Source organism: Cupriavidus sp. 01L45 (assembly GCF_056399885.1).
Genome location: NZ_JBFTSG010000013.1, coordinates 77,379 through 91,413 on the forward strand (window position 1 = coordinate 77,379; position 14,035 = coordinate 91,413).

At 65.4% G+C, this 14,035-nt stretch carries 15 protein-coding genes and 1 pseudogene; 3 read left to right on the top strand and 13 right to left on the bottom strand.

All coding sequences use genetic code 11. From position 1 onward, the window contains the following. Window positions 1-149 precede the first annotated feature (149 nt). Window positions 150-1,406 (top strand): MFS transporter, encoded by a 1,257-nt coding sequence (locus tag AC1DT6_RS11290; RefSeq protein ID WP_477114684.1) that lies wholly within the window; start codon window positions 150-152, stop codon window positions 1,404-1,406. Between the two features lie 192 nt (window positions 1,407-1,598). Next, entirely contained in the window at window positions 1,599-2,150 is a 552-nt protein-coding gene (locus AC1DT6_RS11295; protein ID WP_441627045.1) for a single-stranded DNA-binding protein, read from the top strand. 75 nt (window positions 2,151-2,225) lie between these two features. Here the strand turns inward: AC1DT6_RS11295 and AC1DT6_RS11300 are convergent. The 7 genes and pseudogenes from AC1DT6_RS11300 to AC1DT6_RS11330 form a co-directional block, all read right to left on the bottom strand. Continuing rightward, window positions 2,226-2,351 (bottom strand): annotated as a pseudogene (locus AC1DT6_RS11300) (MFS transporter); the annotation flags it as partial. Between the two features lie 18 nt (window positions 2,352-2,369). Then, complete coding sequence (gene arsH / locus AC1DT6_RS11305; protein ID WP_441627047.1) at window positions 2,370-3,134, bottom strand: arsenical resistance protein ArsH; 765 nt, start codon at window positions 3,132-3,134, stop codon at window positions 2,370-2,372. Further along, complete coding sequence (gene arsC / locus AC1DT6_RS11310; RefSeq protein WP_477114685.1) at window positions 3,131-3,553, bottom strand: arsenate reductase (glutaredoxin); 423 nt, start codon at window positions 3,551-3,553, stop codon at window positions 3,131-3,133. Before arsC ends, arsH begins: the two co-directional genes overlap by 4 nt. 9 nt (window positions 3,554-3,562) lie before the next feature. Beyond that, on the bottom strand, window positions 3,563-4,627 hold the full coding sequence (gene arsB / locus AC1DT6_RS11315; protein WP_477114686.1) for an ACR3 family arsenite efflux transporter: 1,065 nt from the start codon (window positions 4,625-4,627) through the stop codon (window positions 3,563-3,565). Next, window positions 4,624-5,136: an arsenate reductase ArsC gene (locus AC1DT6_RS11320; protein ID WP_441627053.1), complete on the bottom strand. Its 513-nt coding sequence runs from the start codon at window positions 5,134-5,136 to the stop codon at window positions 4,624-4,626. Before AC1DT6_RS11320 ends, arsB begins: the two co-directional genes overlap by 4 nt. 69 nt (window positions 5,137-5,205) lie before the next feature. Then, window positions 5,206-5,694, bottom strand: coding sequence for an ArsI/CadI family heavy metal resistance metalloenzyme (locus AC1DT6_RS11325; protein ID WP_441627055.1), 489 nt, complete (start codon window positions 5,692-5,694; stop codon window positions 5,206-5,208). Window positions 5,695-5,696: 2 nt separating this feature from the next. Further along, window positions 5,697-6,026: an ArsR/SmtB family transcription factor gene (locus AC1DT6_RS11330; protein ID WP_441627057.1), complete on the bottom strand. Its 330-nt coding sequence runs from the start codon at window positions 6,024-6,026 to the stop codon at window positions 5,697-5,699. A 245-nt stretch (window positions 6,027-6,271) separates the two neighbouring features. On the opposite strand from AC1DT6_RS11330, the gene AC1DT6_RS11335 reads away from it, so the two are divergent. Beyond that, complete coding sequence (locus AC1DT6_RS11335) at window positions 6,272-7,042, top strand: sulfite exporter TauE/SafE family protein (protein WP_441627059.1); 771 nt, start codon at window positions 6,272-6,274, stop codon at window positions 7,040-7,042. Between the two features lie 21 nt (window positions 7,043-7,063). Here the strand turns inward: AC1DT6_RS11335 and AC1DT6_RS11340 are convergent, their stop codons facing one another. The 6 genes from AC1DT6_RS11340 to AC1DT6_RS11365 are packed head-to-tail and all read right to left on the bottom strand — an operon-like array spanning window position 7,064 to window position 13,978. Next, on the bottom strand, window positions 7,064-8,689 hold the full coding sequence (locus AC1DT6_RS11340; protein WP_477114687.1) for a thiamine pyrophosphate-binding protein: 1,626 nt from the start codon (window positions 8,687-8,689) through the stop codon (window positions 7,064-7,066). Window positions 8,690-8,697: 8 nt separating this feature from the next. Continuing rightward, complete coding sequence (locus AC1DT6_RS11345; protein ID WP_441627063.1) at window positions 8,698-9,684, bottom strand: Bug family tripartite tricarboxylate transporter substrate binding protein; 987 nt, start codon at window positions 9,682-9,684, stop codon at window positions 8,698-8,700. A 26-nt stretch (window positions 9,685-9,710) separates the two neighbouring features. Then, window positions 9,711-11,438 (bottom strand): L-aspartate oxidase, encoded by a 1,728-nt coding sequence (locus AC1DT6_RS11350; protein WP_441627065.1) that lies wholly within the window; start codon window positions 11,436-11,438, stop codon window positions 9,711-9,713. Further along, window positions 11,435-12,049 carry a fumarate hydratase C-terminal domain-containing protein gene (locus AC1DT6_RS11355; protein ID WP_428180691.1) on the bottom strand — a complete coding sequence of 205 codons (615 nt, stop codon included), beginning with the start codon at window positions 12,047-12,049 and terminating at the stop codon, window positions 11,435-11,437. Before AC1DT6_RS11355 ends, AC1DT6_RS11350 begins: the two co-directional genes overlap by 4 nt. 2 nt (window positions 12,050-12,051) lie before the next feature. Beyond that, window positions 12,052-12,927: a fumarate hydratase gene (locus AC1DT6_RS11360; RefSeq protein ID WP_441627067.1), complete on the bottom strand. Its 876-nt coding sequence runs from the start codon at window positions 12,925-12,927 to the stop codon at window positions 12,052-12,054. A gap of 55 nt (window positions 12,928-12,982) precedes the next feature. Further along, window positions 12,983-13,978 carry a Bug family tripartite tricarboxylate transporter substrate binding protein gene (locus AC1DT6_RS11365; protein ID WP_477114688.1) on the bottom strand — a complete coding sequence of 332 codons (996 nt, stop codon included), beginning with the start codon at window positions 13,976-13,978 and terminating at the stop codon, window positions 12,983-12,985. Between the last annotated feature and the right edge of the window lie 57 nt (window positions 13,979-14,035).

Sequence of the window (14,035 nt, forward strand, 5' to 3'; positions counted from 1 at the left end):
CGGTGACAGAAGGGGCCGCAATTTCCGGGGCCGCAACTTCCGCTCCGGCCATGGATCGAAGTTGTCGCCGCCCCGTCAGCATCGGGGTGATGCGGTACGTGCGCGGTGCACGAGCCGGCAATCCGTCAGAGAAACTCCCCACGATCGCAATGTCGTCGATCCATAGCTCCTCCCAAGATGCGGCCAAGGCCGACGATTCCAAGGTTCAGCCCGCCGCCGGGCGCGACCGCATGACCCGTATGGAACTGCGGGCCAGCATTTCGCTGGCCAGCATCTTTGCGCTGCGCATGCTGGGCCTGTTCCTGATCCTGCCCGTCTTCGCCGAATACGCCAGCGGCCTGCCCGACGGACACGACGCCCAGCGTGTGGGCCTGGCCATGGGCATCTACGGCCTGATGCAAGCTTTCCTGCACATTCCGCTGGGCTGGCTGTCCGACCGCGTCGGGCGCAAGCCGGTGATGGTGGCGGGCCTGCTGCTGTTCATCGCCGGTGGCCTGGTGGCGGCCGGTTCGGACACGCTCACCGGCATCATCCTCGGCCGTTCGCTGCAGGGCATGGGCGCGATCTCCGCCGCCATTACCGCCTGCATCGCAGATCTCACCCGCGAGCAGCACCGCACCAAGGCCATGGCCATGGTGGGAGGCAGCATCGGCCTGACCTTCGCGCTGTCGCTGGTGATTGCCTCGCCGCTGCTGCACAGCATCGGCATGCCGGGCATCTTCACGCTGATGTCGGTGCTGGGCGTGATCGCGATCCTGGTGACGCTGTTCCTGGTGCCCACGCCGCCGCCGCCGCATCCCGTGCGGCTGCCGTTCCGCGCCGTGCTGCTCAATGCGGACCTGATCCGCCTGAATGTCGGCGTGCTGGCCTTGCACGCGTCCCAGGTGGCCATGTTCATGGTCGTGCCGGCCATGCTCAGCGACGCCGGCATGCCGCTGGATCAGCACTGGAAGGTCTACCTGCCGGTGGTGCTGGTCTCGTTCGTGCTGATGCTCGGGCCAATGATGGCCGCCGAGCGCTACGGCAAGGTGCGCCCGGTGCTGCTCGGCGCGGTTGGATTGATGACCGCGGTGCAGTTGATGTTCGCCGCCGTGCACGGTTTGTGGGGAATCGTAGGTGTGCTGCTGCTGTTCTTCGTGGCATTCAACGTGCTGGAGGCGATGCAGCCCTCGCTGGTGTCGCGCTATGCCGCCGCCGCGCGCGGGGCGGCGCTTGGCGTTTACAACACCACGCAGGCGATGGGCCTGTTCCTGGGCGGTGTGGTCGGTGGCTGGCTGCTCAAGCACGAAGGTCGCGGCGCGGTCTTCCTCGGCTGTGCCGTGGTACTGCTGCTCTGGCTTATAATCGCCTGGAACATGAAGTCGCCGCCGGCCCGGAAGAGCAGTTCCCCGGCCGTCGCCGCCTGAAGTGGGCGGCCAGCGTGGCGGCCGGCCTGAAAGGGCCGGCCGCATCACTTCGTAAAGCTTTTTGCCGCAAATAGGCACTAGCATGACCGCGCGTCCGACTTCTTGGCCGGGGGCGCGTTATTCGTTTACGCATCAGTCAAGGCATTGCCACGCCGCTTGCAGCAGAGGGCGTGGCCCTGGGAGAACATTCACATGGCATCGATCAACAAAGTCATCCTCGTCGGCAACCTGGGCGCGGACCCCGAAACCCGCTACCTGCCCAGCGGCGACGCCGTGAGCAACATCCGCCTGGCGACCACCGACCGCTACAAGGACAAGACCAGCGGCGAAATGAAGGAAGCCACCGAGTGGCACCGCATCGCCTTCTTCGGCAAGCTGGCCGAAATCGCTGGCCAATACCTGCGCAAGGGCTCGCAGGTCTATATCGAAGGCCGCATCCGCACCCGCAAGTGGACCGACCAATCCGGCGCGGAAAAGTACAGCACCGAGATCGTCGCCGAGCAGATGCAGATGCTGGGCTCGCGCCAGGGCATGGGCGGCGGTGACCGCGGTGGTGACGACATGGGCGGCGGCGGTTACGGCGGTGGCCGTGAATCGTCGGGCGGTGGCGGTGGCGGCTACGGTGGTGGTGCACGCAGCGGTGGTGGCCAGGCGGCCGGTGGCCAGCAGGGTGGCGCTGCGCGCCGTCAGCAGCAGGCGCCGTCGAACGGGTTTGAGGATATGGACGACGATATTCCGTTTTAACCTTGCGTAATCAGAACCTGTAAAGATCAACCCCGCCTACAAGCGGGGTTTTTTCTTTTGGATCCGTATCTTCTGGGGCGGTGATACGCCGAGATCCCGGGCCATGGGCGTGGCCAGCATGGCTGGCAGATGGTAGGTTGAACCCCATGCCAGTGTCTGGGCAATGCCCAGCCTGGCGACCACACTACTTGTTGGCTCCATGGCCATCCCGTTCGTTGATTACTCGACTTCGCCGCTATCGGTATCGCTGACCTGAGCGTCCTTCTCATGACTCATTGCTGCCGCCGCGAGCGTGGCGGCAATAGCCGGCGCTGCTTCCTTGCGCTCGCTGTACCGGTCCGTCAGGTAGTCGCTGCGATCGCGAACCAGCAGCGTGAACTTGTAGAGTTCCTCCATGACATCGACCAGGCGGTCGTAGTAGGAGGACGGTTTCATGCGGCCGTTGGCGTCGAATTCCTGGTACGCCTTGGCGACAGATGACTGGTTCGGGATCGTCACCATTCGCATCCAGCGCCCCAGCACGCGTAGCGCGTTGACGGCGTTGAACGACTGCGAGCCGCCGCAGACCTGCATCACCGCCAGCGTACGCCCCTGTGTGGGCCGAATCCCGCCCATCTCCAGCGGCAGCCAGTCAATCTGGTTCTTGAAGACGGCAGTCAGCGTGCCGTGGCGTTCGGGACTGCACCACACCTGACCCTCCGACCACTCCGAGAGCTTGCGCAGTTCGACCACCTTCGGATGGTCCGCCGGCACGCTGTCGGCCATGGGCAGGCCATGTGGGTTGAACACGCGGGTCTCCGCGCCAAAATGCTGCAGAATCCGTTCGGCTTCCTGCACGAGCAGGCGGCTGTACGACGTCTCGCGCAGCGAACCGTATAGCAGCAGGATCCGGGGCGGATGGGTGCTGATGCGTGCGGGCTCCAGCTTGTGCAGGTCAGGCGTGCCGAGTACAGCGGACACGATGTTGGGCAAGTTCGTGCTCATTGGACCTTCCGTCCTTGTGCATCGATCACGACCTCACCGTCCTCCTTGGAGAACGCGCCTTGCTGAGGCGAGGACAAGATGTCGATCACGACTTCCGACGGCCGGCACAGCCGCACGCCAAGCTTCGTGACGACGAAGGGCCGGTTAATCAGGATAGGATGGGCCAGCATGGCATCGAGCAACTGGTCATCGGTCAGCGCCGGATCGGAGAGACCCAGTTCGGCGTAGGGCGTGCCCTTCTCGCGGATGGCTTCGCGCACGGTAAGGCCAGCATCGCGGATCATCGCCTGCAACGTCTGCCGGTCCGGTGGCGTGTTCAGGTATTCGATGACGATCGGCTCGATGCCTGCATTGCGGATCATGGCCAGAGTGTTGCGCGACGTGCCGCACGCAGGGTTGTGATAGATGGTGACGGACATGTTGGTTCCTCAATGCGATTCGTACCAGCGCTGCGAGCGGTTGACCACGCCCACAACGAAGAGCATCACGGGCACTTCGATCAGCACGCCCACGACGGTGGCGAGCGCCGCGCCGGATTGAAAGCCGAAGATGCCGATGGCGGTAGCCACGGCCAGTTCGAAGAAGTTGCTTGCGCCGATCAGTGCCGATGGGCCAGCCACGCAGTGGGCTACGCCGAGCTTGCGGTTCAGCAGGTAGGCCAGGCCGGAGTTCAGCAGTACCTGGATCAGGATTGGCACGGCCAGCAACAGAATGATCAAGGGCTGTTCGACGATTGCATTGCCCTGGAAGCCGAAGAGCAGCACGAGCGTGGCGAGCAGTGCTGTGATCGAATAGGGGCCCAATGCGCTGACAACGCGCTTGTATGTGGCTTCGCCGCGGGCCAGCAGCGCCTTGCGGATGACCTGCGCGATCAGCACCGGAATGACGATGTAGAGCCCGACCGAGGCGATGAGCGTATCCCACGGGACGGTGATCGAAGAAAGGCCCAGCAGCAGGCCGACGACAGGCGCGAAGGCCACGACCATGATCGCGTCGTTGAGCGCCACCTGCGACAGCGTGAAATACGGATCGCCCTTGCAGAGCTGCGACCAGACGAAAACCATCGCGGTACAAGGCGCCGCGGCCAGCAGAATCAGGCCGGCTATGTAGCTGTCGAGCTGGTCGGCCGGCAGCCATGCCGCGAAAAGGTGGCGCACGAAGATCCACCCCAGCAATGCCATCGAGAATGGCTTCACGAGCCAGTTCACGAAGAGCGTCACGCCGATACCGCGCCAGTGGCCCGCGACCTGGCCCATCGCGCCGAAGTCGATCTTGATCAGCATGGGAACGATCATGATCCAGATCAGCGCGCCCACCGGCAGGTTCACCTGCGCCACTTGCATGGCGCCGATCGCATGGAACACCGCTGGCAACCATTGGCCGAGCAGGATGCCGGCGACGATACAGAGCGCAACCCAGACGGTCAGGTAGCGCTCAAAGAAGCCGATGGCACTGGGTTGCCTTGCCCCGGCCGTCCGTTGTGCCGTGCTCATTCCCCTGACTCCACGAGTTGTTCGCCGATGGCGCGCATGCCCCTCTGGATGGCGTTGCGGTCCAGCACGTGCAATGGCAGGTTCACGAACTGGCGCACGCGATTCAGAATCTGGCGGAACACCTGGTCGAACACCTTGCGCTTCTCTTCGTCGGAGCCCTGAATGGCTGCGGGATCCAGGAAGCCCCAATGCGCCGTGATGGGCGTGCCAGGCCAGACCGGGCAGACCTCGCCGGCGGCCTGGTCGCAGACGGTAATGACGAAGTCCATCTTGGGCGCACCGGGTACGGCAAACTCGTCCCAGCTCTTGCTGCGCAGGCCCGAAATGTCGTAGCCGATCGACAGGCAACGCTCGATGGCAAAGGGATTCACCGTGCCCGACGGATGGCTGCCTGCGCTGTAGGCGTGGAAGCGGCCTTTGCCGAGCACATTGAACAGCGCTTCGGCCATGACGCTGCGGGCGGAGTTGCCGGTGCATAGCACCAGGACATTGAAGATCTTGTCGGACATAGTGGTCGTCGGGGCGAGCAGGGGCCTCCTCGTCCAAGGATCGGTAGCGGAGGCGTTGTTAGCGAAAGCTCAGCAGCAGCCGGATTCCGGCGCGCAGCGGGCGGTCTTTGCAGGTTGCTTCGGAGCGGTGTTCAATTGGGTCGGCGCGCAACAGGCGGCGGCTTCAGCGCTGCGATTGCGCGATTCGCCATACGTCGGCGCACTACCGAGCGTGTGGAAGGACTCCCACGCAATGCCTTGCGGGTCGACAGACCAATGCTTGTCCGAGGTCGCGTAGCAGCAGTTCGTCGCGGCCTGCGATTGCATTGGCAGGTCGGCATTGGCCAGCCGCGTCTGCATCTCCGCGAGTTCCGCGTCCGTCTCCACCTGGATACCCAGGTGGTCAATGCCGAGCATCCCGGTGCGATTGGAGATGGCGAAGTTCACGCGAGGGTCTTCCAGCGCCCACTTCGCATAGTCGTCCCTGACGATGGTCGGTTCCGCGTCGAACAGCGCGGTGTAGTAGCGGATGCTTGCGGGCAGATCGGCCACGCTGACGTGGACGTGAAAGCGCTTCATGGTCAGGACTCCGTGGCAACGGAACAGGAAGGTACCGGCGAACACGGCGTGCCGCCGCAGCAGTTCTCGGTGAGGTAGCCAAGCAAGGCATTCATGGTCTCGAATTGAGCCATGTAGATGATCGACCGGCCTTCCTGACGGCTTGCCAGCAGGCCGGCCCGGTGCAATTCCTTGAGGTGGAACGACAGCGACGAGGCTGGCATCTCCATCAATTCAGCAATGCGGCCCGCCGGCAGGCCTTCAGGCCCCGCCTGCACGAGCAGGCGGAACACGGCCAGACGGATGGCGTGAGCAAGTGCGGCGAGCGCTTCGAGCGCGTTATTGGTTTCCATGATTCGACTATAGTCGAATCATGGAATTGGTGCAATCGCCAGTTAGTGACACGGAAAGATCGTAGACATTGCCTAGGTGATTCGGACGCATCGGCCGAGGGAAAACCCAAGTGCAACCTTACGGGGACAGGCATCTCATGACTGACGCCTGATCCCACAAATCATATATATGAGTTAATTGACTAGAAGCGACGTTGCCTACTATGATGGGACCGCCCCAGCATCGCTCAAGCCCCCCTCACATTTTGCTGATCGAATCCGTCCTTTCGCAGACGCAACTCACGCCCCTCGAACTCGCCTGCCTGGCGCCCATCGTGCTGTGGGCCTATACGATCTTCGGGCTGACGGGGTTCGGCTCTTCCATCATGGCGATGCCGCTGCTCACACAGATCGTCCCGCTGCGCACCGCGGTGCCGATGATCCTGTTCTTCGATCTTGTCGCGGGGACCCTGCTGGGCGTGCGCAGCCGCAGCCATGTGCATGTGGGTGAGTTGCGGCGGCTGCTGCCGAGCGTCGTGATTGGCATGGTTGCAGGCCTGGCGCTGCTGATGTTCGCGCCGGAGCGTCCGCTGCTGCTGTTGCTCGGCTTGTTCGTGTTGCTGTATTCCGCGTGGAACCTGCTGTTCAAACGCGGCTTCAGCGAGCTGGATACGCGGCTGTCGGTGCCGTTCGGCGTAGTGGGCGGCATGCTGACCGCGATGTTCGGCACTGGCGGCCCGCTCTACACGATCTACCTGGCAGGGCGCTTGCGCGACGCCGCACAGCTGCGGGCCACCACCAGCACGCTGATCGTGCTGACGGCGTTCGGGCGGTTGATACTGTTTGCGCTAGCGGGGCTGTACGCCAATGCCGCCATCTTCACGCTGGCGGCGCTGCTGATGCCGTGCGCCATTGCCGGCTACTTCGCGGGCGGCTGGCTGCACCGGCGCATCGCGCCGGCGAAAGTGATCCGCGTGGTATGGACGATCCTGATCGCTGCGGGGCTCGGCCTGGTTTATCGCAGCGCGCTTGGATAGGGCACCGGCGCGCTGCGTCTCTCACTTGCGTGCCACCACCGGCGCGGGCACGCCTTCCATCTGCACATTGACGCAGGCCGGCAGGCCCGACGCGATGGCGCGCTGCACCGCTGGCAACAGCTGCTCCGGCGTTTGCACGAATTCACCATATCCGCCAAACGCCGCGCAGACTTGATCGTATCGCGAGGGAAGCAGTTCGCATCCCACCAGCCTGTCCTTGCCGTAGCTGTTGAGCTGGATTTGGTACTCCGCATTCCAGCGCGCGTCATTGCCAACCACGGCGACGAAGGGCAGCCCGTAGCGTACCGCCGTGTCGAACTCGGCGATATGAAAGCCCGTGGTGCCGTCTCCCATCATGGCGATGACCGGCGCGTCCGGCTTGGCCAGCCGCGCCGCCAGCGCCATCGGCAGGGCGCTGCCGATGGCGCCCGCCGGACCGTTGATGACGCGGTGCGGCGCTTGCAGGCAGGCTTGCGCCCATTGCCCGAATTCGCCGCCGTCGGAGACCAGCACCGCCTCCGGGTGGCTGTCCAGGATCGGCTGCAGGGGACTGCAGACCTGGACCGGGTGCAGCGCGTGCGTCGACGATGCGGTCTTCCATGATTCGGGACGATGGCGGATTGCAGCCCTCACATCCTCCAGCCATGCATGATGCTGCTCCCGCCCGGCCGCGCAGGCGATCAGTTGCGCGAAGGCGCTGCCGATATCCGCGCGCCGTGCGAGCAGCAAGCGGGCACCGGCCGCACGGCGGCTTCGCTCCAACTCGGCATCGTCCGCATCGATCTGCAGGAAGTTGCAGCCGGCCGCGAAGGCGGGAGACTGGCCGAACTTCAGCGTGAAGTCGAGGCGCTTGCCCAGCAGCAATATGCAGTCGGCCTGCGCCAGCATCTGCGCGAAGGCGCCGAGGCTCGGATCGTTGTTGCCACGGGGGCTTTCCATGCCGACGACGGGAATGCCGGTGCGCGCTTCCAGTTCCGCCATGCGGCTGCGCCCGCGAGCCGTGAGCCACGCGGGACCGGCGAGGATCAACGGGCGCTTTGCCGCCGCCAGTGAAGCCAGTACGTCGGAGGTCGTCTGCGCATCGAGCGCGGGCGCTTCCTGCGGCGTGGCGATCGAGGCCGGCACGCCGGCATGCGTCACGGCATTTTCCAACGCATCGGTGGGCAGGCTGAGGTGCACCGGGCCGGGCCGTCCGGATGCCGCGATGCGCATGGCCAGCGCGATATCGGCAGCAACGGTGTCCGGGCTGGCGCAGGCCCACGACGCCTTGGTGACGGGTGCGGCCATCTCGACCTGCTGCATTTCCTGAAAGGCGCCAAAACCGCGCTGGCTGTTCGGCGCATGGCCAGACAGCAGGACCAGCGGCGACTCCGACATCTGCGCGGTATAGAGCGCGGATACCGCGTTGGCGTGGCCGGGTCCGCCGGTGGCCATTGCCACGCCGACTTCGCCCGTGATGCGCGACCACGYATCGGCCATGTGCACGGTGGCGGCTTCATGGCGCGCGTGGATCAACGCGATTTCCGCGTCGAGGCAGGCGTCGAACACCGGCATGATGTGATTGCCCGACAGGGTGAATATGCGCCTGGCACCGGCCTTGGCCAGCGTGCTGGCCAGCGCATCGGCGCCGCGATGGGACTTCGCCATGGGAATTCCTATTTGAGCTGAATGTTGAGGGACTTGCCCAATTGTTCGTACATTGCCACCTGGGCTTCGACAAACCTGTGCGTCTCGGACGGCGACAGGATCATGGGGATCGAGGCAATGGTGAGGACCCCGGTTTTCCATTGCGGATCGCTCGCGACTTTCGGTAGCACCGCAGCCCATTTTTCCACCAGGGCGGGGTCCATGCCCGGCGGGCCGTACAGCGCGCTCCAACCATTGAGCGCTTCCAGCCGGGGATGGCCGGTCTCGCTCGCGGTCGGTACGTCGGGCAGCTCCGGCAGGCGCTGCGGCGAGGTGGTCACCAGCGCGCGCAGTTTTCCGCCCTTGATATTTCCGATCAATGCGGTCAGGTTGTTGCAGGTGAAATCGACTTCGCCGGAGAGTACCGCCGCGGTAGCCTCGCCGCCGCCCTTGTAGGCAACCTGCACCACCGCCTGTTTGTCGAGCCGCGCCGATTGCAGCAAGGCCTGGGTTGTCAGGTTCAGCACCGTGCCAGGGCCGGAGGTGCTGTAGTTCAGCTTGCCGGGCTGGCTGCGGATGACGGCGATCAGGTCGTCCAGCGTCTTGTAGGCGGCTGCCGTCCTGACCACGCAGACCACCGGGTTCAGTTCCAGCAGCCCGAGCAGCGTGAAGTCATTCCACTTGTAGCCCAGGTCGGGCTGCAGCGCCGGCAGGATCGCCTGCGCACCGACGCGGCCGAGCAGCAGCGTCTGTCCGTTCGGCTTCGCGTCGCGCACGAACTGCGAGCCGATGGCGCCGCCGGCCCCGGCCTTGTTGACGACCACCAGGGTTTCGCCGGTCACGTTCCTTACCCCGGCGGAGAGGTTGCGCGCCGAGAGGTCCGCATCTCCGCCCGCGCTGTAAGGCACCACAACGGTAATCGGCCGCGCAGGGGCGCTTTCGGCCGATGCAAGACCGCCAACGCAGAGCAGCATGGCGGCGAGCGCCGCCGCGCGCAGTGTCTTCTTCTTGTTCATTGAGTCTCCTCCACCTAGGCACTACATCAGGCCGCCTCCTCCAGGATCGTCTGCCCCGGAGCGACGCGGGTAAATTGCACGGGAGAGCGGGTCAGCTGCAGCATGCCGTCGCGCTGGCGCACCACGGTGAAGCTGGACCCGGGCAGGTCCCCGGTCGCAGGGAAATCCTCGCGAAAATGCGCGCCGCGCGAATCCTCGCGGGACAGAGCGGCTTCCACGATGACCTGGCTTACGCCGATCAGGCTGCCGAGGTTCATCCAGTCGTGCCACGTGACGTTGAACGCGCGATGGCCGCCGGCGACGCCGGTTGCCTTCAGCGCCTGTTCCAGTTCCGCTAGGCGTTGACGAGCCCGCAGCAAGCCGTCGCGCGTGCGCATGATGCCGACGTGGTCCCACATGCAGTCGAACAGCGCCTCGCGGATCGGTTCCAGGCTGCCGGCGGGCTTGCCGAATGGCGCTTCCATGGCGGCGATGGCGGCTGCGATCGCGGCTTCGTCGGGCGCGCGCAGCGTGTTGTTGCGCCGCGTCCAGGCGGCCATGGTGTCGCCGGCGATGCCGCCGAACACGGTCGAGTTGGCGACGCCGTTGCCACCCAGGCGGTTCGCGCCATGCACGCCGCCCGTGTCTTCGCCGGCGGCAAACAGGCCGTGCAGCTCGGTGCTGCAGTCGGGGCGGAACTGCACGCCGCCCATCATGTAGTGCGCGGTTGGCACCACCTCGACGAGATCGCCGGCAAGGTCGAAGCCGCAGTCCCCGCAGCGCTCGACCATGCCCTTGAACTGCTTGCGCACCTTGTCGGGACCGAGATGGCTCATCTGGATATACGCGCCGCCATTGGGCGAAGTCCGTCCCGCGCGCATCTCCGCATAGATCCCGCGCGACACGATGTCGCGCGTGGCGCGTTCGCCGCGCGGATCGTAGTTGTGCATGAAGCGCTCTTTGTCGCCGTTGAGCAGGTAGCCGCCGGCGCCGCGCAGGCCTTCTTCCAGCACGGTGCCCGTCATGCGCGTGTCCTTGCCCGCCAGCAGCCCGGTGGGGTGGAACTGCACCATCTCCATGTCGCGCAGGGGCAGGCCGGCGCGCAGCGCCATCGCCAGGCCGTCGCAGCTCTTGTCTCCCGAGGGCGTGTGGAACTTGTACATGGTCGGCCCGCCGCCCGTGGCCAGCAACACGGCCTTGGCCTGCACGAACACGAATTCGCCGTTGCGCATATCGATCATCAGCACGCCGGACAACGACTTGCCGTCCGGCGTCTTGATCAGCTCGACGGCACGGTGTTCTTCCAGCCGGTTGATGCCGCGGCTCCAGACCTGCTCGGCCAGCCGGTTGATGATCTCGATGCCGGTCAGGTCGCCCTTGTGCACGGTGCGGTCGAAGGTCTGCCCGGCGAAGGCCTTCTGGTGGACCGTGCCATCGGGGTTGCGGTCGAAGAAGCAGCCCAGCTCGTTCTCTAGTTCGTGGATGCGTTCGACCGCCTTGGTGACCAGCGTCCACGCCAGGTCCTGGTCTGACAGCCACTTGCTGCCTTCCACGGTGTCCATGAAATGGCGCTCGACCGAATCGCCCTGCGCCAGCGCCACGTTGTAGCCGCCCTGGACCATGCGGGTGCAGCCGCATTTGCCCAGCAGGCCTTTCACGGCCACGGTGATCGACAACTCCGGCGCTTGCTGGTGCGCGTGCAGCGCGGCGAACAGCCCGGCGCCGCCGGAGCCGAGGATCAGCACGTCGGTCTGCAGTCGCTTGATGGTCTTCATGGTTTTGCCACTCCCAGGCTGGCCAGCACGGCAGCGCGCTGGTCTGCGGTGTTTTGTTTGACGGCGGTGTAGAGACTGTTGCCGTGGCTGTCCATGGCCACCAGCAGCGGGCCGAAATCGCGGATGCGGAAGCGCCACAGTGATTCGGGGTTGAGGTCGTCGAGATCCACGTCCTCGATCTGTTCGATCCAGGTGGTTTCCAGCGCCGCCGTGCCGCCGATGATCGCCAGGTAGACGCCGCCCAGTTCCTGGAACGCCGCCTGCGAGCCTTCGCGCATGCCGCCCTTGCCGACGATCATGCGTACGCCGTTCTGCGTCATCAGCGGGCGGGTGAAGCGCTCCATGCGGTCGGAGGTGGTGGTGCCGATGCAGATCGGCTGGTAGCCGGCGGGATGCTCCGCGCTGGCCGGCACTTTGCGCACATTGGGCGCGGTATGGATGACCGCATGGCCGCCGAGATCGAAACGCGTTGCGCGGCCGCGGTCGAACATATGGATCTGCGTGGCGTCGCGGATGCCGAACAGGGTTTGCTGCAAGGTCACGGTGTCGTTGACGCGCAGCTGACGGATCTGTGCCTCCGTCACGGGCGTGGAGAGTTCGTAGTGCGCCATGGTCAGAATCCGTAGCTGATGCCGTCAGCGGTGAAGGTGGCGCATGCGCGCCGCGCGGAATGGCACTGCATGTTGACGGCAATGGGGTTCATCGTGATATGCGTCGAGGCAAGCTCGATATGCACTGCGAAGGCGGTCGCGTCGCCGCCCAGGCCTTGCGGGCCGACACCGAGCTGGTTCACGGCCCGCGACAGTTCCGCTTCCAGCGCCGCGCCGTCGGGATCGGCGCATTGCGTGCCGAGCGCGCGCGTGGCTGCCCGCTTGGCCAGCGCCACGCACAGGTCCGAGGTCCCGCCGAGGCCCACGCCGACGATGGTCGGCGGGCAGGTCTTGCCGCCCGCGGCGATCACGCTGTCGATGACGAAGGTCTTGATGGCATCCATGCCCTCGGCGGGAATCGCCATCTTGAGGAAGGAGTTGTTCTCCGAGCCGCTGCCCTTGGGCACCATCTCCAGCGTCATGCGCCCCGGCGTGTCGTCGAAGTCGATATGGATCACCGGCACCTCGATGCCGCAGGAAGTGTGGTTGTTCTTGCGGGTCAGCGGATGCACCACGGAAGAACGCAGCGGGTGCTCGCGCGTGGCGCGCTCGCAGCCGCGCCGGATGGCCTGCTTGAAGGCATGTCCGTCGACGGCGACGCCGGTGCCGATCGTCATGTTGTAGATCGGCACGCCGGTGTCCTGGCACAGCAGGTTGTCGGTGTCCTCCGCGATGCGGATGTTCTTGCTCATGGTGGCCAGCACGCTGCGCGCCGTGGCGGAGGTTTCGTGTTCCTGCAGCTGCGCGATGCCGTCCTTGACGTCGGGCGGCAGTATCTTCAGCGCGCGGATATACAGTTCCCTGGCCGCGTCTTCCAGGAGGGTGAGATCTATCTTCATGCTTGTCCTCGATGCTCGGCCCCGGCCTGGATGGGCCGGGGCGCTCAGTTGGCGCTCAGTTGGCCGTCAGGTTGCGGTTCTTGACGATCTTTTCCCATCGCTGCGATTCCGTGGCGATGGCTGTGCTCAGTTGCTGGGGCGTGTTGCCGACCGGCTTCATGCCCTGCGCGAGCAAACGCGCCTGGGTGTCCGGATCCGCCAGCACCTTGACCGTGTCCTGCTGCACCTTGCTGACGATCTCGGGTGGCGTGCCCGCCGGCATCACGAAGCCGAACCAGCCCGTCACGTTCTCCATGCCCGTGAGGCCGGCTTCCGCCACGGTCGGCACGTCGGGCAGCATGGGCGAGCGCTCGTTGCCGGTGACAGCGAGCGCGCGCAGCTTGCCGCCCTTCACGAACTGCGAGGCTGCGGCGATATTGCCGACCATCAGTTGGAGCTGCCCCGCCATCAGGTCGTTGTAGGCAAGCGATTCGCCCTTGTAGGGCACATGCGTGATGTTGATCCCGGCGGCGTCGGCGAAGGCCTCGCCCGCCATGTGCACCTGGCTGCCGGTGCCGGCGGAGCCGAAGTTGAGCTTGCCCGGCTGGGACTTCGCCAGGCTGATCAGTTCCTTCAGGTTCCTGGCCGGCACACCGGGATTGACGACGACCAGCATCGGGCCGCTGGCCACGTTGGTGATGAAGGTGAAGTCCCTGGCGCTGTAGGGCAGCCGCTGGTAGATAAACGGGTTGACCGTGAACATGCTGCCCGAGGCCAGCATCATCGTATAGCCGTCGGCCGCTGCCTTGGCCGTGACCTGCGCGCCGACGGCACCGCCCGCGCCCAGGCGGTTCTCGACCACCACGGTCTGCTTCCACATCTCGCTCAGCTTCTGGCCGATCACGCGGCCGAGCACATCGGTGCTGCCGCCTGCGGCGAACGGCACGACCATAGTGACCGGGCGGGTCGGCCATGCATCCGCCCGCGCATTGCCGGCTGCAACCACTGCGGCGGCGCCGAGGCAGAGCGCAAGGCAGCGCCGGCGGATCGTGGACTTCGGGGAAAGCGTCATGGTGGTCTCCTTTGGGGTTGTGGGCATGGCGACGCTTCAGCCGGCGGCGCTCATGGT